This is a genomic window from Paenibacillus sp. BR1-192, assembly GCF_029542445.1.
Taxonomy (GTDB): Bacteria; Bacillota; Bacilli; order Paenibacillales; family Paenibacillaceae; genus Paenibacillus_AQ; species Paenibacillus_AQ lautus_A.
The window spans coordinates 4,036,406-4,058,909 of the sequence record NZ_CP120718.1; the positions used below are offsets into that span (position 1 = coordinate 4,036,406).

At 50.0% G+C, this 22,504-nt stretch carries 18 protein-coding genes and 1 pseudogene; 2 read left to right on the forward strand and 17 right to left on the reverse strand.

What is annotated here, in order from left to right; translation table 11 throughout:
• Window positions 1-117 precede the first annotated feature (117 nt).
• The 6 genes and pseudogenes from helD to P0X86_RS17915 all read right to left on the reverse strand — a co-directional run bounded on the left by helD (window position 118) and on the right by P0X86_RS17915 (window position 7,078).
• Window positions 118-2,532 carry an RNA polymerase recycling motor HelD gene (gene helD / locus P0X86_RS17890; protein WP_277746079.1) on the reverse strand — a complete coding sequence of 805 codons (2,415 nt, stop codon included), beginning with the start codon at window positions 2,530-2,532 and terminating at the stop codon, window positions 118-120.
• Between the two features lie 452 nt (window positions 2,533-2,984).
• Entirely contained in the window at window positions 2,985-3,770 is a 786-nt protein-coding gene (locus P0X86_RS17895) for a squalene/phytoene synthase family protein (RefSeq protein WP_277749053.1), read from the reverse strand.
• Window positions 3,771-3,958: 188 nt separating this feature from the next.
• Entirely contained in the window at window positions 3,959-4,852 is an 894-nt protein-coding gene (locus P0X86_RS17900; RefSeq protein WP_277746080.1) for an IS3 family transposase, read from the reverse strand.
• A complete protein-coding gene (locus tag P0X86_RS17905) occupies window positions 4,789-5,133 on the reverse strand; it encodes a transposase (RefSeq protein WP_277746081.1) in 345 nt (114 codons plus the stop codon). The genes P0X86_RS17900 and P0X86_RS17905 overlap by 64 nt, the downstream gene beginning before the upstream one ends.
• A 157-nt stretch (window positions 5,134-5,290) precedes the next feature.
• A complete protein-coding gene (locus P0X86_RS17910) occupies window positions 5,291-5,653 on the reverse strand; it encodes a DUF4181 domain-containing protein (protein ID WP_277746082.1) in 363 nt (120 codons plus the stop codon).
• 173 nt (window positions 5,654-5,826) lie between these two features.
• Window positions 5,827-7,078: pseudogene (locus P0X86_RS17915) on the reverse strand (MFS transporter).
• Window positions 7,079-7,452: 374 nt separating this feature from the next.
• Here P0X86_RS17915 and P0X86_RS17920 point away from each other — a divergent pair.
• Window positions 7,453-8,337 (forward strand): aminoglycoside phosphotransferase family protein, encoded by an 885-nt coding sequence (locus tag P0X86_RS17920; protein ID WP_277746083.1) that lies wholly within the window; start codon window positions 7,453-7,455, stop codon window positions 8,335-8,337.
• Here the strand turns inward: P0X86_RS17920 and P0X86_RS17925 are convergent.
• From P0X86_RS17925 to P0X86_RS17965, 9 genes are all read right to left on the reverse strand, one after another.
• A complete protein-coding gene (locus P0X86_RS17925) occupies window positions 8,332-9,213 on the reverse strand; it encodes an ADP-ribosylglycohydrolase family protein (protein WP_277746084.1) in 882 nt (293 codons plus the stop codon). The two genes, P0X86_RS17920 and P0X86_RS17925, sit on opposite strands and share 6 nt — an antisense overlap.
• A 169-nt stretch (window positions 9,214-9,382) precedes the next feature.
• Complete coding sequence (locus P0X86_RS17930) at window positions 9,383-9,799, reverse strand: VOC family protein (protein WP_036660759.1); 417 nt, start codon at window positions 9,797-9,799, stop codon at window positions 9,383-9,385.
• A gap of 165 nt (window positions 9,800-9,964) precedes the next feature.
• The gene (locus P0X86_RS17935) at window positions 9,965-10,474 is read right to left on the reverse strand and encodes a GNAT family N-acetyltransferase (RefSeq protein ID WP_277746085.1); all 510 of its coding nucleotides are present in this window, start codon (window positions 10,472-10,474) and stop codon (window positions 9,965-9,967) included.
• A gap of 129 nt (window positions 10,475-10,603) precedes the next feature.
• The gene (locus P0X86_RS17940; protein WP_277746086.1) at window positions 10,604-11,497 is read right to left on the reverse strand and encodes a class I SAM-dependent methyltransferase; all 894 of its coding nucleotides are present in this window, start codon (window positions 11,495-11,497) and stop codon (window positions 10,604-10,606) included.
• A gap of 356 nt (window positions 11,498-11,853) precedes the next feature.
• Window positions 11,854-13,575, reverse strand: coding sequence for a thiol reductant ABC exporter subunit CydC (gene cydC, locus P0X86_RS17945; RefSeq protein WP_277746087.1), 1,722 nt, complete (start codon window positions 13,573-13,575; stop codon window positions 11,854-11,856).
• Complete coding sequence (gene cydD / locus P0X86_RS17950) at window positions 13,572-15,392, reverse strand: thiol reductant ABC exporter subunit CydD (protein ID WP_192571633.1); 1,821 nt, start codon at window positions 15,390-15,392, stop codon at window positions 13,572-13,574. Before cydD ends, cydC begins: the two co-directional genes overlap by 4 nt.
• Before the next feature lie 54 nt (window positions 15,393-15,446).
• Complete coding sequence (locus P0X86_RS17955) at window positions 15,447-16,463, reverse strand: cytochrome d ubiquinol oxidase subunit II (protein WP_277746088.1); 1,017 nt, start codon at window positions 16,461-16,463, stop codon at window positions 15,447-15,449.
• A gap of 6 nt (window positions 16,464-16,469) precedes the next feature.
• Entirely contained in the window at window positions 16,470-17,825 is a 1,356-nt protein-coding gene (locus P0X86_RS17960; protein ID WP_192571632.1) for a cytochrome ubiquinol oxidase subunit I, read from the reverse strand.
• Window positions 17,826-18,168: 343 nt separating this feature from the next.
• Entirely contained in the window at window positions 18,169-18,597 is a 429-nt protein-coding gene (locus P0X86_RS17965) for a disulfide oxidoreductase (RefSeq protein ID WP_213578879.1), read from the reverse strand.
• Window positions 18,598-18,961: 364 nt separating this feature from the next.
• Between P0X86_RS17965 and P0X86_RS17970 the strand changes: the two genes are divergently transcribed.
• Window positions 18,962-19,369 (forward strand): FixH family protein, encoded by a 408-nt coding sequence (locus P0X86_RS17970; RefSeq protein WP_213578880.1) that lies wholly within the window; start codon window positions 18,962-18,964, stop codon window positions 19,367-19,369.
• A gap of 7 nt (window positions 19,370-19,376) precedes the next feature.
• On the opposite strand, the gene P0X86_RS17975 is transcribed toward P0X86_RS17970, so the two are convergent.
• On the reverse strand, window positions 19,377-20,063 hold the full coding sequence (locus P0X86_RS17975) for a sulfite exporter TauE/SafE family protein (protein ID WP_277746089.1): 687 nt from the start codon (window positions 20,061-20,063) through the stop codon (window positions 19,377-19,379).
• Entirely contained in the window at window positions 20,054-22,264 is a 2,211-nt protein-coding gene (locus P0X86_RS17980) for a heavy metal translocating P-type ATPase (protein ID WP_277746090.1), read from the reverse strand. Before P0X86_RS17980 ends, P0X86_RS17975 begins: the two co-directional genes overlap by 10 nt.
• Window positions 22,265-22,504 lie beyond the last annotated feature (240 nt).

A 22,504-nucleotide genomic window follows, 5' to 3' on the forward strand; every position in this document is an offset into this window, starting at 1 on the left:
TCGTCCCTTCGGCTCCGATCGGTTTGGTTTTGCGTAAAGGACTTGCGTTGCTCCCTTACCTACTTCTACTGCTCTCATCGTATTCTAGATGGACAAATAGCCTGGTTAAAGAGCAAATTATGTTGTTTTCTCATACAAATGCTCAGGCACTGCTTGCACGAACGGAGACCACTCGCCAGTCGCGTAAAGATACAGTCGGTGCATGGCCCGCGTACAGGCCGTATAAAGAAGCTTGCGTTCGTTTTCCCTGCCGTAGGCTTCTGACGAAGCATCATAGACCAAGACCGCATCGAACTCGATGCCCTTTGCGAGATATACGGGGACAACCATCACCCCGTTTTGATAGGTGACGGTCTCCTTCGTAATGAGCTGCAAGGCTTCGCATCCTTGCAACTGTAATGATTCCAATGCTTGTCGGCTCTCGGCCGCAGTCTTCGTAATGATGGCAATAGAGTCGATTCCGTCGGCTTTAAGTGCCGCGATGTCTTTCAACAACTGCGCATCACGTCTCTCTCTGCCTTCAAACCTAGCAAGAACAGGCTTCGGTCCGCTCCTCTCAAAGGGTACGATGTCCGACTCATCGATAAGTAGTTCTTTCGTGAATTCCACGATCTCCCGTGTAGAACGATAACTGCGCACTAGACGAATCAAGCTTGTATCGGCTTCACCATAAAGCCGAAGCAGAGGCGAATCGTCCCCTTGCAGCTTTGTGGACTGCATGAAGATCGCCTGCCCGAAATCGCCGAGTACCGTCATTCGGGCACGAGGGAATAGTTTCTTGAGATACTCGTATTGAAACGGCGAGTAATCCTGTCCCTCATCGACGAAGACATGCCGAATCTCTGTGTTCGTCCGAACGCCTTCGATCAATTCTTTTAAATACAAATAAGGAGTCGCATCCTCATAGAATAATTCGAGCCGATCCAGCTTTTCTTTGGTTTGCTTGCAGATTTCAGGCCACATAGCAGGGACATCGGATTCCTTCGTTTTTTCCCGATATGCAGCTACATCGCCGAATAATTGGACGTATAAGCCGTGGGCATCGATAAACGATAATTTCCTCACGGTTTGCCTCAGCGGTTTGAAGCTCTTCTTCACGATCCGCTGGCTGAGCAATTCCTCTTCCCGTCCGGCGAAATCAAAGTCGCCTTCATCTCCCCGGCGTTTATTGCTTTTTATCTCGTTCACTACGGCGTAATGCTCGGCAATGTCAAAGACTTCCCGATCCTTGTGCAGCTCGCCGAACACTTCCGCATAGAGCTCCGTATCGAGGTAACTCAGCTCCTCGACTACCCAGGACGCCTTAAGCTCCTTGCGTTCCAGTAGCGATAGCTCCTTCAGCAGCCATTTTTGTAGCTGCTCGACCCGATTGGCCAAGCTCAAGGAAGGGTCGAAGCTGTAAAATCGGGTCCTCATTTCCTCCGCCGTAATCAGATCACGCTCCCGGAATCGAATGCCTTTGAATAGCATCCCTTCCCGGCCCAGCCACTGCGCATAATTCTGCAAGGCTTTCATGAAAGACTCCGATGCCTTGTATTGAATTCCCTGAAGACGTGTCTCGTAATTCGGGGTTGATTGTGCGGTCAGCACATATTCGATCTGATCAAAGGGATCCTCCAGTCGCAAGGATGGACCCAGCCAGTATTCGAGATATTCCTGCAGCGTCGTCTGCTGCATGTTCTCCTCGCCGAGCTCGGGAAGAACAGAGGATACATAGCTGTTAAAAATCGGGTTCGGCGAGAAAAGAACAATCTGGTCAGCCTTCAGCGAATCGCGGTTTTTGTACAGCAAGTACGCCACGCGCTGCAAGGCCGCAGAGGTCTTCCCGCTGCCGGCCGCGCCCTGTACGATCAGAAGCCGGCTGCGATCGTTTCGGATGATGGCGTTTTGCTCCCGCTGAATAGTGGATACGATGCTTTTCATCTGTGAATCTGCGCCCTTGGCTAGCATTTGCTGGAGCAGCTCGTCGCCGATCGTCAGGTTCGCATCAAACATATTTCGAATTTGACCGTTGTGAATCTGATACTGACGTTTCAGCTCCATCCTTCCCGAAATCTGCCCCATCGGCGTGATGTATGAGGCCTCGCCTGGGGAGTGGTCGTAGTAAAGACTTGCGATGGGAGTACGCCAATCATACACCAGAAAGTTCATTCCATCTTCATCAATGAAGGATGATACGCCGATATAAATCTGCTCGCTCAGGTTCATGCCGTCTTCCAGAAAATCGACGCGCCCGAAATAGGGAGAAGGCAACAACTGATTGAAGTTCTTCCATTGCTGGGTCAGAAGCCGCTGCCGGCGTTCCCGTTCGGATAATATCGCGGCCTGTTGTTTGATCGTATAGAATGTTTCTTCGAATTCTTCATCCGTGCTTGTGTTGACCGTTACTTCTTCCCAGAATCGTCTGCGAATCTCAGCAGCCTGGTCGCTTAGCCCGGTAACCACAGGTTCCAACTCGCCAATCCTTGCTTTCAGCTTTTCCCGGACCCGTTCCAGCTGTTCTTGTTCTGTCTGCCATTCTTTTGCTTCCATGATGTTCTGACACACTCCTTTTACCATTTTATGGGGATAAAAAAGAGCATTGACAAATCAGAGGTCACTGGTGTACAATCAAATTAGGAATAGTAATGATAATGCCAGTTAACTTGATTTTTTTCAATTGCGCTATTGATTATAACATAGCGTCTTTTTCATGTTCAATTATTTTTTATTGTCGCTTGGCTTTTCGGCCAAGCTTTTTTTTATTTCTGCATAAACCGAACTTCTCCGCTCTCCCTCATAATTCCTTGTCCCTTCGCGTATCCACTTCTCACCAACGATCCATTCGTCCGTTTCATCGAGGGAATTTAATAGTACTTAACAAAAAAAGCAGCCGATTACGCGTCGGCTGCCTTCTCAATATGGATCTATCGGATTTCTTGCTGTTCATTCACTTGCCTGTGAATAAGTTATTATCATACCCGGTATACATATGAACAATGCGATTAGCCGGTTACGCGATTCACGATTTTCAGTACGGCATCCCTCGTTAATTTGCTTCCGCCAGCAGATATGAGATTTACTGTGGCATGAGCTAAGGATAATGGGATTTTGCAAAATTTCAATGCTGGACCATCCTTCAAATCGGCAATATATGAATCGGCAATTTGTAAATTTCGGCGTGTGTATTGCTGCATCTCCTTAAATCCCCAACCATCCGGATAGAAGTCGACGCCGCGATGAAGATCCTCTTCTCTATTGCGAAGGATATTTACCGCTTGCAGTCCTCTTCCGAAGGCAATTGCTTTGGTTGAATCAGACTGCGTCCCGTCATGCCAGAGCCAAAGCTCGGATAACATTTCTCCAACCATCCCAGCCACGCTATAAGTATATCTGTCCAAATCCTCTTCCGTGTGGATATTCCACCCGCTTTGAACCCACTGCGCCATATGTAACGACATCTTGGCGATGTAGCGATATACGATTGGGGCACATGACGACGGACAAAGAAGCGCCCAGTCATCGATCTGCATCGTAACGTCCGGTAATATTTCTTGGTAAGGTGAAAGCAAATGTTGTGTTTGGGTTACCATCATATCCTCGGATTTGAATATATCATGAATGCCCAGCAGCAGTTTCACTTTCAATTCGTCCGTGAGTTCTTTATGGTCCTCGATTTCGTCAATTGCCCTCATGCATAGATAGGCAGATGTAACAGCCTCCTTTAATCCCAGTTCCAAATAACTTATGGGTATATAAAAAGTCCGGCTCGTCTTCTTTAACATGATCATCGCTTCATTCAGGGTAACGTTACTAATGAGTATTCCCTCCAAGTATCAGGCTCAACTTTATATTAATTATTACTATGATAACATACATAGATATGGTTAAAGCAAATTTGCTGACGTCCATCGTTAAAACAAAAAAAGCCGCGGTTTTGAACTTACCCCTGTCAAGTAGACAGCCTTAAAAAGCAGCCTTAAGCAACCTTAGTTCGGTACTCGATCGGACTAAGGTTGTTTAGTTTTTGTTGAAAACGTTCGTGGTTGTAAAAATGGATATATTGTTCAATCGCCTTAATAAGCTCTTCTTCGGTCGAGAAGGTGTCGAGTCGAAGACATTCCGACTTGAGGTGTCCAAAGAAGCTCTCGATACAAGCGTTATCCCAGCAGTTTCCCTTACGCGACATACTCACTTTCATTTTCTTGCGCTTCAACAAGGCATGGTACTCCTTGTGGGTATACTGGAAGCCTTGGTCGCTGTGGAGCAGTAGGTTGGTTACTTTGCGTTGATGTACAGCTGCTTGTACGGTCTCCAGCACAAGCTTTAAATTGTTGTGGCGTCCGATCCGAAAGGCAACCACCTCGTTGTTATACAGGTCAAAAATAACCGACAGGTACAGAAAGCGAGAACCGATTGGCAGATAGGTCACATCGGTGACCCATTTCGTATTAGGTGCCGTGGCGTTGAAATCCCGATTTAGCACATTGGTTGAGGTAATCCCAGCTTCCCGTCGGCCAAAGTATGGCTTCCTCCGCCTAATGCGTGCACGAATCCCCAGTTCTTTCATCAGCCGGTACACACGCTTGTGGTTGACGTTCAAGCCTAAGGTTTTCTTTAGCCAGACACGAACCCGGGGGTATCCGTAAATGCCCTTTAGCTGGGTATGGCACTCTAGAATCTTCTCTTTCAAAGCCTGCTCTTCGATCTGTTTAGGCGTTGGATTATTCTTTCTGGCTGCCCATTTGTAGTAACTGCTTCGAGCGATGCCTGCCAGTTCACACAGCAAGGCCACGGGGTAGTTGATGGTTAGCGCTTCGATGGCTTGGTAGGTTTGACGTCGCTTTGCTCTTGCCCCCTTTGCAGTTCCCATAGCTTTTTTAGCAAGGCATTTTCCGCTCTCAGCCGCAGGACTTCTTCCTCCAAGGTTTTGGCCTTCTTCGGTCTCCCGTTCTTTGAACCCGTCGAAGTGCCTCTCTTTTCCTTGAGCCCCTCAATTCCTTCCCGCTCGTAGTGAGCCACCCATCTTCGAACCATCCGATCGTCAATGCCTAGGGCCTTGGCTACTGTCTTGTAGCCAAGACCTTCCTCCAGGAACATCGCAACAGCCTTGCGCTTGAATTCGATGTCATATGTCTTTCGTATTTCACCCATGAAAAAAATCCCCTCCAAGTAGACTTTAATGCGCTTTTTACACACTGTCTACTTAAAGGGGATAATATCATTTCCACGGCTTTCTATGCATGTATAATCTTATCCTATTAAACACGACAAACTTAGCAGCTTAGCGGATTCCGTTCATCTTGTCTTGTTATGCAAATAGCTCCAGGCCAAGAAAGAGCAGCAAACCGCTAAGACTTGCATAAGCACTGAGGAAATGTTGTTTGGTATCCTTCATATAGCGTCTTTCTACAACGGAACGGAACGCATGCAGAATAGCAACAACAAGAATAATATCCTGATGAGCCCACACTCTCCATTCCAATACATATCTCATAACGAAAATGGCAATGAGGGCAGCGACTACAAGGACGAGCTCTCCAATTAAATGAAATCGATTGATATGCTTATACAGCAGTCCGTCTGACGTGGAGGATACCTTCAGCTTTTTTTTGATCCAAACATACCCGCAAATGAAGATGATTACATACAACATGATTGTCATGAGGAACATTCTTGAGGTCCCCCTTTCAAAAAGTAGCAGTCATTATCAGCTTAACATCTTCATGATAGGTTTTCCACAATTACATGATTATGGAATAAGTTTGATTTGTAATGCTGAACACCAGATGTCAAAAAAAACCGGCCATGATCCTGGCCGGTTCTTCCGCATGAAAATGCTAAAGCTTAGGTTTGTTGTGCAAGATGTCCGTGATCCGGCGCTTTTTGATTCATGATCGGCACCATGACCAGTGAACCAAGAAGAAATAATAGACCTGCCCCGCTATAGATCGTGCTCAGTGAGAAGGCATCCTTTAACGCGCCGGCGAAAGACATCGAAATGACCATCATGCCAACGAACATCGGATTCAAAACCCCGTTTACCCGTCCGACGATGGAGGCATTGGACCATTTCAGAATCATCGTGCTGATCCCGATATGAATGCAAGGGAACACGAGTCCATTGAGAAATTGAACGGTCAGTGTCAGCGGAATGCTCGTCGAATACCCGACAATTGTCGTGCAGACAGCGCCAGACAGCATGCCTATGGCAAGAAGTAATTGCGGCGGTACCCTCTTCGCAAAGACGGCTACGATCCCGCCGCCGATCAGCATGGCTGCGCCATTCACCATCAGCAGATATTGCAGGAACTCCTCGCTCCTGCCCAGCCGCTCGGTTACGATAAACAGGTTGAGGGCTTGAGCTACGCCAACCGCGAGTCCCGCGAGAATAAACGCGAGTCCAAGCATTCGCAGCACCTGGCTTTGCCACACATAGCGGAAGCCCTCAACGAAATCTCTGCGGAACTGGCCTTTAGCGGCGATGGTCTGCGGCTTCATATTATCCTCCGGCAGACGAACAAGGACGAGTGCGGACAGCAGAAATACCGCGCCCATGATCGCAATCGATGTTTCAAGGCCGAACGTGCTGTAAACGAAGGTGCCAAGCATAGGGCCGAGCACCATGAAGATGGCCATCAGCGATTGGAATAAAGCCATCCCTTGCTGCAGTTGTTCTTCTGCCACATGATACTTAAACAAACGCATGCTTGACGGCTGCGAGAATTGTGAAAGGATAGCCGAGATAAACGCAACGAGGTAGACGGAATGCCAAGAACCGTAATGTATGGTCAGAAGGACAACGAATACCGATACCGCGGATAACAAGTCGCACCAGATCATTGTTCGCTTAGGCCGCCAGCGGTCGGCAAATGTACCTCCGATGAACGAAAAAACAAAAATAGGAGCGAATTCTGCTACGCTGATTAACGAAATCGCATATGGATCATTATTCGTTCGATCCGCAACGTACAGGAGAATAGCAAAATTACGAACCCAGATCCCGATCTGCAGGAGCACGCTAGATAATAAAATCGTCTGCAAGGAACCGATTGCGAAGCAGGCTTGGTGCTTGGGTGCTTTTATCGTGCCTAGTCAATCTTTTCTACCTCCAATTTGTCAATGAAAATGCATTTCTTGTGTAATGGAATGACTCTCCTTTCATGATCTAATTATACGGACCGCATCATCGTTCACCTCCTACTTAAGACTGAATTTTTACTTATGTAGTTCCGCTAAATTAAGTTCAATTACAGCTTTTTTTATACCCATTCTCTCCCTTGTACCCGTTCGGAATCGGGAATTATAATGATGGTACCACGCCAGCTCGTTGAATAAACTCCGTAAGCTTGCTTGCATCGATCGGCAGCTTCGGTGAATGGATGCCAACGAAATCCAGAATCTGAAACGGTGTGTATTGAATAAACCAACTGTTGACTTTTATAAAAATTCACCCTAGGAGGCGTTGAGCGTATGTTTGAAATTACCACCGAACTTGTACGCCGGTTAATCCATAGTCAATTCCCCCAATGGAAGGATTTAACTATCAACCCAGTGGAAAAAAGCGGACACGATAATCGCACCTATCGGCTGGGTAACGATATGACCGTTCGTCTGCCAAGTCACGAACGCTACGCTTCAGCTGTCGAGAAAGAGCTGACATGGCTCCCTGTCTTCAAACCCCATTTGTCCTTGCCCATTCCGGCTCCGGTTGCAAAAGGAGAGCCAACGGAAGAGTATCCTCTTCCATGGTCGATCAATCGCTGGATTGAAGGCGAAACCGTAACGCATGCCAACATTTCGGATGTTAACGAATTTGCCGAAGACCTCGCTGCATTTTTGAAGGAGCTGGAGGCGATCGACGCAAGCGGCGGCGTACCGGCGGGCATCCAAAATTTTCATCGCGGAGGAAACCTTGCCGTCTACGACAATGAGACCAGATCCATCATCGAAACGCTTTCCGACGAATACGATCAAGTGCTTTTAACGGAAATTTGGGAACTCTCCCTTACGACAAAATATCAATCCGCACCGATGTGGCTGCACGGCGATGTGGCGGTAGGCAATCTGCTCGTAAAGGATGGACGGCTGTGCGGCGTTATCGACTTCGGGACGATGGGTGTCGGCGATCCTTCAAGCGACCTCGTGATGGCATGGAACTTTTTTGACGACGACAGCCGCCGGATTTTCCTAAACCGCATGAATTTTGATGATAACACCGTTCATCGCGCACGAGGATGGGCCTTGTGGAAAGCACTCATCACCTTCGCTTGGAACGAGCATGGCTCCGAAGCCTCGAATTGGGGGAAGCACGTGATGGATGTCATTATCCGAGACTATAAAAAGCACGGTTTATGATGATGTTTTCAACGCATACAGCTGCGAAACCGTCCTGTCGAGCCGATCTTTAATGAGAATCGCTTCCGCATATCGGGCTGGTATGCCTTCATACCCGTAGCAAATACCCGCCAGCCCGCCGGCGATGGCACCGATCGTATCGGAATCATTCCCTAGATTGGCCGCCTTCTGTACGACTCCTTCAAAATCTGGCGTGTTGAGCAAAATATGCAGTACCCAGCGGAAGGTATGCACCACAAAACCGCTTGCCGGACAATCGGGCTCGGCTTCAATCAAGTGTTCGTATTCGCTTCCCGCCACCTCGGCCATGACGGCAGCCCTTAAGTTTTCACCCTGCAAAAGGCGCCACGCGATTCGGTTGTACATGAGGCAGGCATCGGCGCACCTTGGATCGTAATGCGTCATCCTCGACTGCAGAATCGTCACTCGTTCCATGTCCGCCGGATCCTTATAGGCCAGAGCCGCCGGCAGGCAGCGCATGAGGGATCCATTCCCGCCGCTTTGCCCCATATCCATATGCGCAACAAAAGCCGCTTCGAGCCAATCCCCTTCGTAGGTTTGAAAAACATGACGGATGATATTCCCGATGTCTTTGGGACGCGATTGATACCATTCCATAAAGAAACGCCCGATCGCTTCCATCGGCTCTGCAGGATTCTCGATAATGCCTGCCGCGACGCAAAGCGTCATCATCGTATCGTCGGTCACTTCTCCCGGTTCCAGATTCCAGACCCCGCCGCCGATGATTTCCGTCAAATAACCGTACTGTGCTTCGATCTCCCGCGTACTCATAAACTCCGTCGTCCCGCCCAAAGCGTCGCCCACTGCCACACCGTATAGTCCGCCCTTGATGCGATCGATATATTTGTTGTCCATGCAAACACCTCACATTCTGTCCGTGTAAAACCACTCGCAGCATTATATCAAAGTTATAGAGGCGGATGTCTTCCCACAGAAGCGATACTCTGTAAAAAGCAGTAAACCCAGCCTTGGTAACGGACTAGGTTTAGTACTTAAAGTCAGTTTCGCAGTTCATGAAAAGGCATTAATCCTCAGTATAAATCTGGAAGGTCACGCCGAATTTATCGGTTACATCGCCAAAGCCTGGGCTAAAAGGCGCTTCCTCGAACGGCATATTCACTTGACCCTCTTGCTCCAAGGCTTCAAAAAATCGTTTGGATGTCTCCACGCTGTTCGTTGAAATGCAGATGGTGACCTGTTTGCCTTTCGGAATCGAGGTGCCGGTCGGTGCATCCGAGAACATGAGTTCAGCTTCGCCAATCCGCAGCTTCGCATGTGCGACAAGCTGATTTAATGCATCCGTGTATGTGTTCGGCATTTCCGGCATGTCTCCGTAAGTAATGATGGAAAGGACTTCGGCATCTAAAGCTTGTTCATAGAAGCGGATAGCTTCCCTTGCATTCCCTTCCATATTTAAATAAGGGGTAAGTTTGACTGTCATCCTCAATCAACTCCTTTCTTTCAATCATAGCAAAACAACCGAGAATGGGTTTCTTATGGATTGCTATCTTGAAAATCAGGCTAGCCATCCCCTTTATAAAAGCAACCCAAGCGAATGGGCTTGGGTTGCATCGTTTTTTTCAGCATGGATATTAAGCCGTGCACTTTATGAAACCGAAATTTCCTTTTCCATAATATAATCGTCCATCACGAATCCATTCCCGATATCCGCGATTTGTTCCCTCACGGTCCGATAGCCTTTTTTCTCATATACGGCGATGCTGGATTCATTATGTCGATTGACCGTCAGCCAAATATGGCTCAAGCTTCGGTCTTTACACAGCTCTTCCAGGAACACCATCGCTTGACTGGCATAGCCGCGTCCGCGTTGCTCCTTGCTAATGTAAAACTTGCTCAAGAAGAGCTTGTCCTCTTCTTGTCTGACCGACATATAACCGACGGTGGAGGAGTCAGCCGAATGGATCAAGTAATATTCGTAGTCCTGATGCCGGATCTGATTCGTAATCGCCGGGACAGCTTGATATTTGCCGATCATATATTCGATCTGCTCCATAGAAATGATGGATACGTAATATTCGCGCCAAATTTCTGCCGCCAGTCTGGCAACCTCTGCGATTTCTTCCACCGTTTTCACTTGTGTCAATTTCAGTTTCATGACATCTTCCCGCCTCTCCCGGATCGTTGGATCACGCTCTACTACCATATCATCCGATCCCCGGCAGGTTCAAGAACGGTTGGTTGAGCCGGGAAAGATTGTTATCGTAATACTCATCAGAATGATACCTTAAATCCGTTCTCCCGAGTACATGCTTTCATCCTGCAATCGAACCAATACCTTGCCGTAACGCCCACTCTGCCGGATCGTGACGTTGCCGGACGGATAAGCTTGCTCTAAATAATCCGTTATCAATTTACGCTTCTGATCATCTGGGGCTTGACCATGACCGCGAAGCCAGTTCATGATTTCCTGCAGCGCAGCTTCGCTTGAGACTTCCGTCGTTTTCGTTTCCCGCGTTACAAGGGACTCGTAGGAATATCCTTTGAGGTATAGCAGGTGAAGCAAATACCCAAATTCCATATGTTTCGATCGGTAAGGCTGATCGGTGATGAGCGGCCGGATTTCATTCATCAGGCTGATCTCGGTGGAACCTGCGGGCATACTGATATAACAAAACTCCCGGGCGCATTGCAGTACCTTCTCTACGCTCTGCCAATCCACGATGACCGGGCACATCGAGAGAAAAACGAGATCGAACGCCTGGCTCCACCCCTTGGCCTGTACGTCAATATCTTCAAAACGTTCGGGAACGATCTTCACCTGATCCTGTGGAAAATTTGTTATATTCTCTTTCAGCAGATCGATCAAGGGCTGCGAAGACTCCACGGCCGTTACATCCGCCCCGCGCTCCGCAAACGGAACCGAAAACACGCCCGAAGCGGCCCCGATATCCAGAACGGAGGCATTATCGAATCGAACGCCTTGCCCTTCAAGCCAGTTCATGATGCGCGAAGTCCTTTTTCTCCCTTCTTCATTAAATGATTGCTCATTGAAAGTCCGGGCCTTATGATCAAATGCTCGGGCCGGTTCGATTCCGGCTTTTTTCATTTTGTTGATGACGCTGTCGCCATGTTCCTTCCAAGCTTGTTCCCATATGGCTTCATTAAAAAAATCGTTCAAGACATCCCTCTCGCTTTCCGTTATGGTTTATGGTGCATGGTATTACAATTATGGATTTTATATATCCATAATTGTCGCGCACGAAAAGTATATTACTTCCCGTTTCAGCGTACTGACAAAAAGTTAATTACGGATCTACGTTATCCATAATATATGATTCGTTCCCCATTTGCAATGCCCTTTTTTGATTAATCTGCGGTTGGCACACTGCCGCTGGCAACATAGCTTAAAACATAGCCGCTCATAAAAAATGCTCGCCTATTCCACCAATCGTCTGAAATCAATATCTCCGTTAAAGTTATACAGCCGATCTTCCTCCGGAGGAAAATCGGCTGTGCTTCTGATAAATGGCAAGATCAGGCTTCGCCTATCATTTGCCGCTCAATTTGTTTCATTTCATAGAAGTAGCCCTTTTGCTCCATCAGCTGCGAATACGTGCCTGCTTCCAAGATCCTGCCTTGATCCATGACCACGATCCGGTCCATTTCTTCCAAGCCGGTCAGCCGATGACATATGAGAATAAGCGTATCATCCTGCGCTTGCTCCAGCAATTGTCTGAAAACGCGCTGCTCGGTGATGTAATCCAGTGAAGACGTCGGTTCGTCCAAAAGCCACAAACGCCCTTTCCGAAGCATGGCTCGCGCCAAGGCCAGCCGTTGCTTTTCTCCGTCGGACAAGTTCTCGCCCTTCTCATCTACCGCAGCGTCCAGAGATTGATTCGGCAGCTGGACTTTATCCAGTATAGCGGACAACTCATGGTCGTCGTGATGTTCGGCATCCAGCAGCAGGTTGTCTCGAATGGTTCCCCGGAAGAAATGACTGTGCTGCAGCACTACATTCGACGCTTCCCAAATGCTCGCTTCATCCAATTCCTGAATCGAAACATCATGCAAACGAATCTCGCCTTTTGTCGGTATGCGCAGCTTGAGCAGCAATTCGACGATCGTTGTTTTCCCAGACCCGCTCGGTCCGACAATGGCCGTTTTGGAACCAGCGGGAAATTGGAGGGATACGTCTTGAAGTGCAGGACGCCATTCGTCTTCATATTGGAACGAAACCCCGCGCAGCTCCACCGAAACGGCTTCGTTGACGGGTAGAATGCCGCTCGGCTGCGGCGCCATCACATCGGCAGCATGAACGATTTCCGCGAGCCGCTTGGCCGCGTGCTCGCTGTCCTGCTTATAAGCCGGCAGCGTGGCCATTGGCGCCGCCTCTTCGAACACCGTAAGCGAAGCCATGACCAGCATGGCGAGAAACACGCCGGCAAGGGAGCCGTCCATGATCAGATAAGCTCCGAGAATGAGCACGCCCCAAGAAATGAGATACGTCACAAAAGTATGCAGCGATTGCCCTCGCAGTAGGTGCACGGCAGATGCCTGCTGCTCCGCTGATAAAACTGCCGAGGCATGCTGCAGCAGCTTCTCTCGCTGCTTCAGCTGCCCATATACTTTTAAATCACGGAACCCGTAGAGCAGTTCGGTCACTTCCGTGGAAAATGCCGCCCGCTGCCGGCGAACGCGACCATGAATTCTTCTCTGTCCAAGCAATACCAGCACTGGAACCACAAAAGCCGTTCCCAGCATCCCAACCACAAACAAACAGGCAATCCAGATCGAGAAAGCGGAAGTAAACAACACCGTCGCCAAAAACACCATGACCACGATGATAGGGGGATAAGCAACGCGCAAAAAATAATGCTGCAAGCTTTCTACATCCCCGACGATCCGCGCGAGCAGCTCACCGCTCCGCTTCTTGCCCAGTATCCCTGGCGTTAACGGAACAAGCTTGGCAAAAAAAGACGTGCGCAAACGGCTGAGCAGAGAAAACGTCGCCCGATGGGAATACAAACGTTCTGCATAGCGGCTGCCGGCCCGCAGCAGACCCAGGATTTTCACCAGAGACGTCAGCACGATCAAGGTATAGAGCGGCGGGGCAAAAACCGTCTGCGAAATGAGGTATCCGCTAAGTGAAAAGAGACATACACCTGCGATGCCGGCTAAGAATCCGCCGATGATGGCCATGGCAATATCCTTGCGTTCCTCAATCATCGCTTTTGTTAGAATAGCCAGCTCATTCATGCGAACCTCCCTTTCCGATGGGCATCCACCATTTCGGCGTATTGCGGCAGCCGAGCAAGAAGCTCTTCATGGCGCCCGCATCCAAGCAGGGCTCCGTTGTCCATAAACAGGATCTTGTCGGCATCTTTTATCGTATACAAGCGGTGCGCAACGGTAATCATGGTCGCTTGGCTTGCAAGCTCGGCAATGGACAGCTGCAGCACGCGTTCGGTGTGGAGATCCAATCCCACGGTGGGCTCGTCAAACAAAATGACGGCAGGCCGCTTCAAAAAAGCGCGCGCCAGCGCAAGCCGCTGCTTCTCGCCGCCTGACAACCCCCTGCCCCCTTCGCCGACGAAGGTGTCATAGCCATGCTCGAGCTCGGCCGCAACCGCGGCAAGTCCGGCAGCTTCCGCCGCCTGCTCGACGTCAGTCCTAGAGACGTCCCTGCCCGCGCCAATCGCAATATTCTCGGCAAACGTGCCGGCAAAGATATATGGATGCTGGGTAATGTAGCTGACATGATCAAACCATGAAGCCTCATCGTCTGAATTAAGCGCCCTTCCGTTCACCAGCACTTCACCTGATACCGGCTTCAGCAGCCCGGCCACGAGATGCAGCAAGGTTGTTTTGCCGGACCCGCTTTTACCGACAATCGCAATATGCTCTCCTGGTTCAAACGATATGGAACCCACCGCAAGCTCGAAGGAATCCGGCGCATACTGAAACCGGACATCCCTCAGCTCGATGGACGGGGGCATTTGAATGAAACCCCCACCGGCTGTCCCTGGCTTGTCCAACGCAATCGTCCAATCTAACTCGCCTGTTCCATCCCTATGATCAGCACCCTCACGTCGAGTGCTTAACGCTTCTTCATCTTGCGTTTCCTCAAGCATCTCTTCCACCTTACGGATCGCCCCCATACTGGTGCGGCCCCCGTGAAAGGCGGTTCCCGTGTTTTTTAACAAACTGTAAAACTCGGGTACCAGCAGCAGGATCAAAAAGGCGGTGTGGAAGGAAAGCGATTTGAAGACCAGGAGCTGAAGCGCCAGCTCAAGCGCAACGATGCCAATGCCCAGCATGACGATGGATTCCAGCATGAAGGTATTGGTGAACGCAATTCGCAAAATGTCCATCGTCGCATCCCGGTACCCCAGGCTGCTGCGTTCGATGTCCTGCTGATGATGGCGGGCACGGCCGAAGAGCTTCAATGAAACGAGTCCTTGCAGAGAGTCGAGAAACGTGCCGGAAAACTCGGCCAACTGCGCGAATTTCTCCTCCGATTTGTTCTTCGTTTTGAGCCCCACCAATACCATGAATATCGGAATAAAGGGAGCGGTAACCAGCATAATGAACCCGGAATTCATATGCTGCGTAAATACTACGGCCAAGATCAGAATAGGAATGATGGCAGCTTCCATCATTCGCGGCACATACTGGCTGAAATAACTGTCCGCCTCATCCACGGCATCCAGCGCCACGCTCACCTTTCCGCCTGTTTGCCCGCGAAGCGCCATCGGCATGGAAGCCTTGGTCAGCTTTCGCAGCACGGCCGCTCGCATATCCGTTTTGGCCCGGGCAGCCATCTGCAAACCGATTCGTCCATTGCCATACGACAGCAGCGTACGCGCAGCCATGACGCCCAGCAGAATAACAAGAATGACGGCAACCGATGATAACGAAGCACGCTGCACAAATATCTTCTCCACCGATTCTGCGAGCAGCACGGCCTGGCCCACGATGGCGGCACCGAGCGCAAGCGACACGCCACCCATGAGAACAAGGGGTCTTCTTTGCGCGGACATTTGCTGGGAGATCAGTCCCGTTTTTTTCTTCATGATGACGTCCCTCCTTCATGCCGACCTCTGTATGTGATTTCACAACGCATCGGTTTATTTTTTGCCTTTTACATAATCCGCATCAAACAAGAATAGCCTGAAGACCAGGATAAGGGACGGAATCAGCAGACACAGTCCGCCGATAAAGGCGATCACCAGCGCAACGCCCATCGACTCATGCGTGGCACCGCTTTGAATGGTAATATACGGATCCAGAATATACGGATATTGTCCGATGCCATAAGCAAAAAAGGCACAGAAAAACTGAAGCATCACGCAAATAAAGGCTAGTCCGTAGCGCCGCCCGCTGTACAGAAGCCATACGGACATCATGAAAAAACCAACGGAAAGCGCCAGCAGCCACCATAAGTCCATCATGTTTTGAAAATGCCGCTCATTATGCTGAGAGAGATAAATGAATGCCGTTAGCGCGGCAATGATGGTTGGCATGCTCCAGAACAGGGCATAAGTCCGCATCAGCTTGAGCGCAGGCTGGTCGTCCGCCCGGGAAGCGTAATAAGACAAGAACGAACCACTGATAAACAGCACCGATACAATGGCCAATGCGACGATGCTCCACGACAACGGGCTTGTCATCAGCGACAAGAACTCTAAAGAAACGGCCCCGCCTTCCTCCACGATAAAGCCGCCCTCGGAAAGGGTCAGTGCCACCGACAACGATGCCGGGATCAGCAATCCCGTGGCCCCGTATAAAAACAGATACACGATGTTTTCTTTGGAGCCATAGTTCTCAAATGCGTAAAAGGACCCTCGAATGGCCAGCAAAATGACGGCGATGCTTCCCGGCACAAGCAGCGCAGAACCATAATAATAAGCCGTATCGGGAAAGAACCCGACGATGCCAACGAAGAAAAAGACAAAGAACACGTTCGTGATCTCCCAGACCGGCGACAAATAACGAGAGATCAAACGATTGAGCAGATGGTCCTGCTTCGTCAAGCGGGCATAGAAGGCAAAAAATCCGGCGCCGTAATCGATGGAGGCCACGATCAAATAGCCGTACAAAAACAGCCAAAGCACGGAAATGCCTATCAACTCGTAACTGATCATAACGGCTCACCCTTTTTCCATGGAATGAATTTGCTTCTCTTTGGACAGTTCTTCAAGCTCGGCTTCTGCCGGCTTGTTACGGAATAAGCGCCGCAGCACAAAAATACACATGACGCCCAGCACGATATACAGAAGGAGGAAAAGGAAAAAGAGAACCCTCACATTCGGCGAGGAGGTGGCAGCTTCCTCAACCCGCATGTATCCGCGGATAATCCACGGCTGTCTACCGACTTCGGCATAGAACCAGCCCAGCTCTACCCCTAAGAACGCCAGCGGCGCGCTAAGAACGATGGCCCGAAGCAGCCACTTGTTGAGCTCGTTCCGCTTCTTCCACATCACGAACAAGAAATACAAGAACGCAACGCCGAGCATCACAAAGCCGATGCCGGCCATCATATCAAACAAATAATGCACGAGCAGCGGAGGGCGCTCATCGAGCGGAAACTCCTCCAGCCCCTTCACCTCGGCATTAAAGTCGCCAAAGGCCAGGAAGCTGAGCGCCTTCGGAATGTGAAGAGCCCCCATGACCTTCTGCTCGGCGTTCAGCCAGCCCAACAGGATCAAATCCGCGCCGCGTTCCGTTTCAAAATGCCACTCTGCGGCCGCCAGCTTCTCCGGTTGATGCTCCGCCAAAAACTTTGCGGACATATCGCCGGCAATAGTGGTCAGCATACTGAAGACCAGCACCGCGCCCATCATCAGCTTCAACGCTTTTTTGTAATACGCCGACGCTCCTTTTCTGAGGATAATATAAGCCGCAATGCCCGCCAGCAGGGCTGCCCCCGTCAAGTAGGCCGAGGATAATACATGGAACACCTTGGAGGGCGTTGCCGCATTAAACATCGCCTGCAGCGGATTAACCGCCGTAAAGTGACCGGCTTCCATCACAAAGCCTTCAGGCTGATTCATAAAACCGTTCACCGACGTGATAAAAAAAGCGGACATGCTTGCGCCAGCTACAATGGGTAACGTTAGCAGCCAGTGAACATACGGATTGCGGAAGCGATCCCACGTGTACAAATAAATGCCGAGGAAAATGGCTTCAAAAAAGAAAGCAAAAACCTCCATGAATAATGGAAGAGCGATCACGTTTCCTGCCAACTGCATAAAGTTCGGCCATACCAATGCCAGCTGCAGGGCAATCGCCGTTCCGGTTACAACGCCGACGGCCACGGAAATGACAAATCCTCTCGTCCATCTCTTGGCCATCAGAATGTAGTGCGCATCCTTCTTTCGTATGCCGACGAATTCGGCAATTGCAATCATTAATGGAACACCGACGCCGACCGTGGCGAATATGACATGAAATGCCAAGGTTAACCCTGTTAACCATCTGCTCCACAGCACCGTATCTACGACCATGCCAGAATGTCTCCTTTCAAACGCAATTCATTCGAATCGGGTCAGACCCTAACCTATACTTACCCGATATTCAAAGGCTATTATAACGAAGCATGATCACAATTGAATCACATCAGCGCTCCGTTCATGAAAGGATCGAATCTTTCTGACATCTCGGTGAAAAACAAGAAAACCACTCGTTCGAGCCATTGCATTGTCAGACGATACATGGTATTCGCGGCAGTGGTAAATTACCGAAAAAGAACCCCATTTCTAGCCCATGAGCGGGTCAAGAAACGGGGTTCTTACAACTACAATTCTATTTGTGATGACGGATAACCATCCACCTGTTGATGTTACAAATTCACGCTTGAGCGGCTTCTTGTTTCTGCGAACGCTTAGCCTGCAACAGTGCAAAGGTTATGAGTATAAATGCTGCGAGTGCCAGCATCGGGATGGTCAACCAACCGAACCAATTCAAGTAGTCGTCCATACAGGACACCGGCCCGCATGCCGCCGCGCTCAGATCGTGCGGAAGTTTTTGGATGACAATATGGTAAGTCGATATCCCTCCCCCAATGAGGATCAGTGGCAGGACGTACGGGACGATATCTGTCTTTTGCCGGTACGCTGCGATTCCCAGCACAATGACTAACGGATACATGAAAATCCTTTGGTACCAGCATAAGACGCAAGGCGTAAAATGCCAAACTTCACTTAGAAACAAACTTCCGCTAGTGGCCACTGTGGCGACCGTCCATGCAAAAAACAACCAGACTCCGGTTTTGTTCATGGTTTCAAACTTCGTCCCTTCTATTGGTGTTTCGACATCATATCGAAATGGATGTATCTTATGGTCAGCGACTCGGTCCCACACTTCCTTCGAGCTGATGACATTTCTCATTTTCGCTTAATTATAAATATAATAAAATGGCTCCTTTGGGCTATAAGCTGCTCTGGCCAGCTTGTTCTGCGAATGGACACATCCTGTTAACGTATCAAGTAAACCAGCGAATAAAAAAAGATTTTGCCGCTGATAGGGACAAAATCTTTTTTGGTTTGTACACTCCTTTGAAGAATACCCACTTTGCATGTTCTGAGCTTTTGTTACATACCTATGAGGGAAACCTATGCTTTCAGGTGAAGGAAGGGATAGAATGAAGACCAGATGGGGGATTGCTCTGCTGCTGATCTGCACGATCGCGGCCATCCTGATGTTTCGACAGGTTCAGGATCGTACTCCAACGGAGGATCTTTATACCGATGGACAGCTGCGTATGGAAATACAAACCGTTTCGTCTGCTGCTGAACCCATGCAGGAAACCGTTTTTGAGCTCTTCGTGACCGAGCTTCCCGAGAAGCCGATTACCGATGCTGACATTGAACTTCACATCGCGATGCCGGATATGTTTTGCGGCGTGTTCCCCGCAGAGGTCGTCGAATCCAAGCCAGGCGTTTACAGCGCGACGGCAATCCCTGTGATGCAAGGCCTCTGGGAAGCCGAAGCCGTTCTGCGTTGGGAAGATCGCCATGTCGAAGTAAGGACGTTGTTCAAAGTTCGCTGAGCCCCTGTTACCATAGCCACGGGTGAATGCCCGGTATCCATCCATTGGCGCTTAGTCCTTTTAAAATAGACAGGATTCCCATCAGAAAAGCTAGAAATCCGCCGAATTTGCGCATGCCCCTGCGCCATTTTTTCGTCAGGCTGCCGGCAGACATCGCCACCACGAACAGGATCGGAAATGTCGCAAGTCCAAACACCAGCATAATCATAATACCTTCCAGGCCGGAACCGGATGCCGCTGCATTCATCTGCATCGCATAGGTTAAGCCGCATGGAAGAAAACCAAGCAGAATGCCGGTTAAAAAAGTCGCAAGCATCTCATAACGCTGACCAAGCCGTGCCAGTTTCGCTTGAAAAAATGGATGTCTCGGCAGATGAGCGTTATATATGGGCAATGTGTAACGGCGAATGGTCCAGAGCAGAATTAGCATTCCTCCAATGATGCTGGCTGCTCCTTGGAAACCGACAAAGCTGCCGGCCACATCCAGGAAGGAGCCCACCACTCCCATAAAACCGCCAATGGCCGCATAAGTGATAACTCTGCCCGCATTGTAGGCCAATACGGATTTCAGCGGAGAGCCTTGGTTTCCAAGTGCCAGAGAAGAAACGATTCCCCCGCACATGACCAGACAATGCGGCGCACCCATTAATCCCGCCAATGCCACTAACGGTAATCCGCTTCCGGTCAAGGCCATGCTCTCGCCCCCCGTTTTCCCCACAGCTGGAGCCGCAGCGAGTTGCCGACAACCAGCAGCGAGCTTGCCGCCATTCCAATACATGCAATGCGCGGGTCCAAATAACCGAATGCAGCCAAAGGTACGGTCAGGACGTTATATAATAGTGCAAAGAGTAGATTCTGATGAACATTCCGCATCGTATAACGACTCCAGGTGTAGGCTTCCGGAATTCGGGATAGCCTGCTTCCGATCAGGACGACGTCTCCTGCCTGTTTGGCTGCATCCGTTCCACCGCCCATGGCGATGCCGACATCGGCGGCGGCCAGCGCAGCCGCATCATTAATGCCGTCGCCGACCATGGCCACGGAACGACCTCGCTGCTGAAGCTCGCGTATGAACGCAAGCTTCTGTTCAGGAAGCATGCCGGCGCGTACCAGCTCAATGCCTGTCGCGGCAGCCACGGTCAGCGCCGTTCGCTCCTCATCGCCAGTTACCATCCACACTTCGGCTTTTTGCTTCAGCTCTTGTACGACGCCTCGCGCATCCCGCCTGAGTTTGTCAGCCATATCAAACGTACCGATACACGTCCCGTTCACGGCTATATAAAGTCTTATATGACCGGAGGCCGCTTCCTGATGAAATCCAAACCTTTTATCCTCCGAAAAGCGTATGCCCATTTCCTCCAGCCATTTCCGGTTCCCCACGCATACGTTGTTTCCTTCCACATCGCCTTCCATCCCCTTTCCCGGCCGTTCGTGGAACGAGGCTGCTTCCGGAATGGGGACCTGTTGGTCTTTCGCCGCTTTCACAATGGCTTGGGCCAGTGGATGCATGGACAGAGAAGCTAGAGCCGAGGTCAGGCGAAGTACGTCTGCGTCACGTTGTCCAGCCGCTTGGATGGCAACAAGCTGCGGCAAGCCTTCGGTCAGCGTTCCCGTCTTATCCAGCAATACGACATCGATTTGCCGCAGCCTTTCCAGGGAGCGCGCCTCTTTGAACAAAATGCCCTTTTGGGCAGATGATCCGGTTGCAATCAGGATGGAAATCGGGGTTGCCAGTCCAAGCGCACAGGGGCAAGCGACCAGTAAAACAGATAACGCGTGACGCATTGCGGTTTCAGAGAGATCAGGGCCATGGGAAAACAATAGCCATCCTGCAAATGTTACCGCCGCACAGCCCAGCATAACCGGTACAAAAACCGCCGCAATGCGGTCAACCGTTCTTTGAATGGCCGGTTTGCTCTGCTGCGCGGCTTCGATCAGTGCAATCATCTGGGAAAGTCGGGTTTCCTTATGCTTCTTATCGACCATGATATGCAGACTCCCGATCAAACAACGGGTTCCGGCATATACGCGGTCTCCGCTGCATTTGGTCACCGCCGTGCTTTCGCCTGTCATCATCGATTCATCCGCATCCGCCGTTCCCGAATGAACCACACCGTCAACGGATATCCATTCTCCGCTCTTCACCACTATGCGGTCCCCTGTTTGTGCCTGATCTGCCGTAATCCATTCTTCGCCATGCTGTCGCAACACCCGAACCAGCTTCACCTGAAGCGAATATAAGGCACTCAGTTGTTTCAGCGCTTTTCCCTTGGCAATGGTCTCCAGCCACTTGCCTAACAAAACCACGGTCATAATCATGGCAATCGTATCGAAATACAGGGTGGGGTGAGAGGTATCGTGTGCGGCATGAAACATCGCGTAGTGGCTGTAGAAGTAAGCAACGGACGTGCTGATGGCAACCAAGGTATCCATGTTTGCGCTGCGATGGATGAAGGCTTGATAAGCGCCGTAATAAAATGGATAGCCCACGCCAAACTGAAGAAACGTCGCAATCAGGAATTGAAACATGGGCTCCATGAATAAATTCGGCGTCCATGGTTGAAACCACACGAACATATGGGCCAGCATCGCCCACAAAAGCGGAATGGACAAGCACGCAGCGATCGCGAACCGGGTGCGATAGGCGCGAGTTTCGGCTTCTATTCCTGCTTGGGGATGCGAGAGCTTGCCCGTTGCCTTATAGCCGAGCTTTGCAATTTTGGCGGTGATCGCCTGCATTCCAATTTCCCTCGGTTCGTAGTGAACGGTAGCCCGAGACAAAGCCAAACTGACATGAACAGCTTGAACCCCCTTCTCCTTGCGAAGCGCTTTTTCGATTCGGGTTGCGCAAGCCGCGCATGTCATACCACTTACTTGTAGTTGCTCCAGTTTCATATTCGCTCACCTCCGGCGCTCGTTCATGGGATCGCTCGTCCATAAATTGTATGAAGGTGTTCGAATATTAAGAATAGCTATAAAGAGCCATGCAAATTACACCTGTCCTATCAACATGGCAAAGGCGGTCGATCACAAAGACTGGCCGCCATGAAATGATAGCTTTATTGTTCTTGAATCGAAAAAGCCGCGTATTACGTTACGCGACTTTTTTGAGTCATAATATGTTGTCTCTTCTCG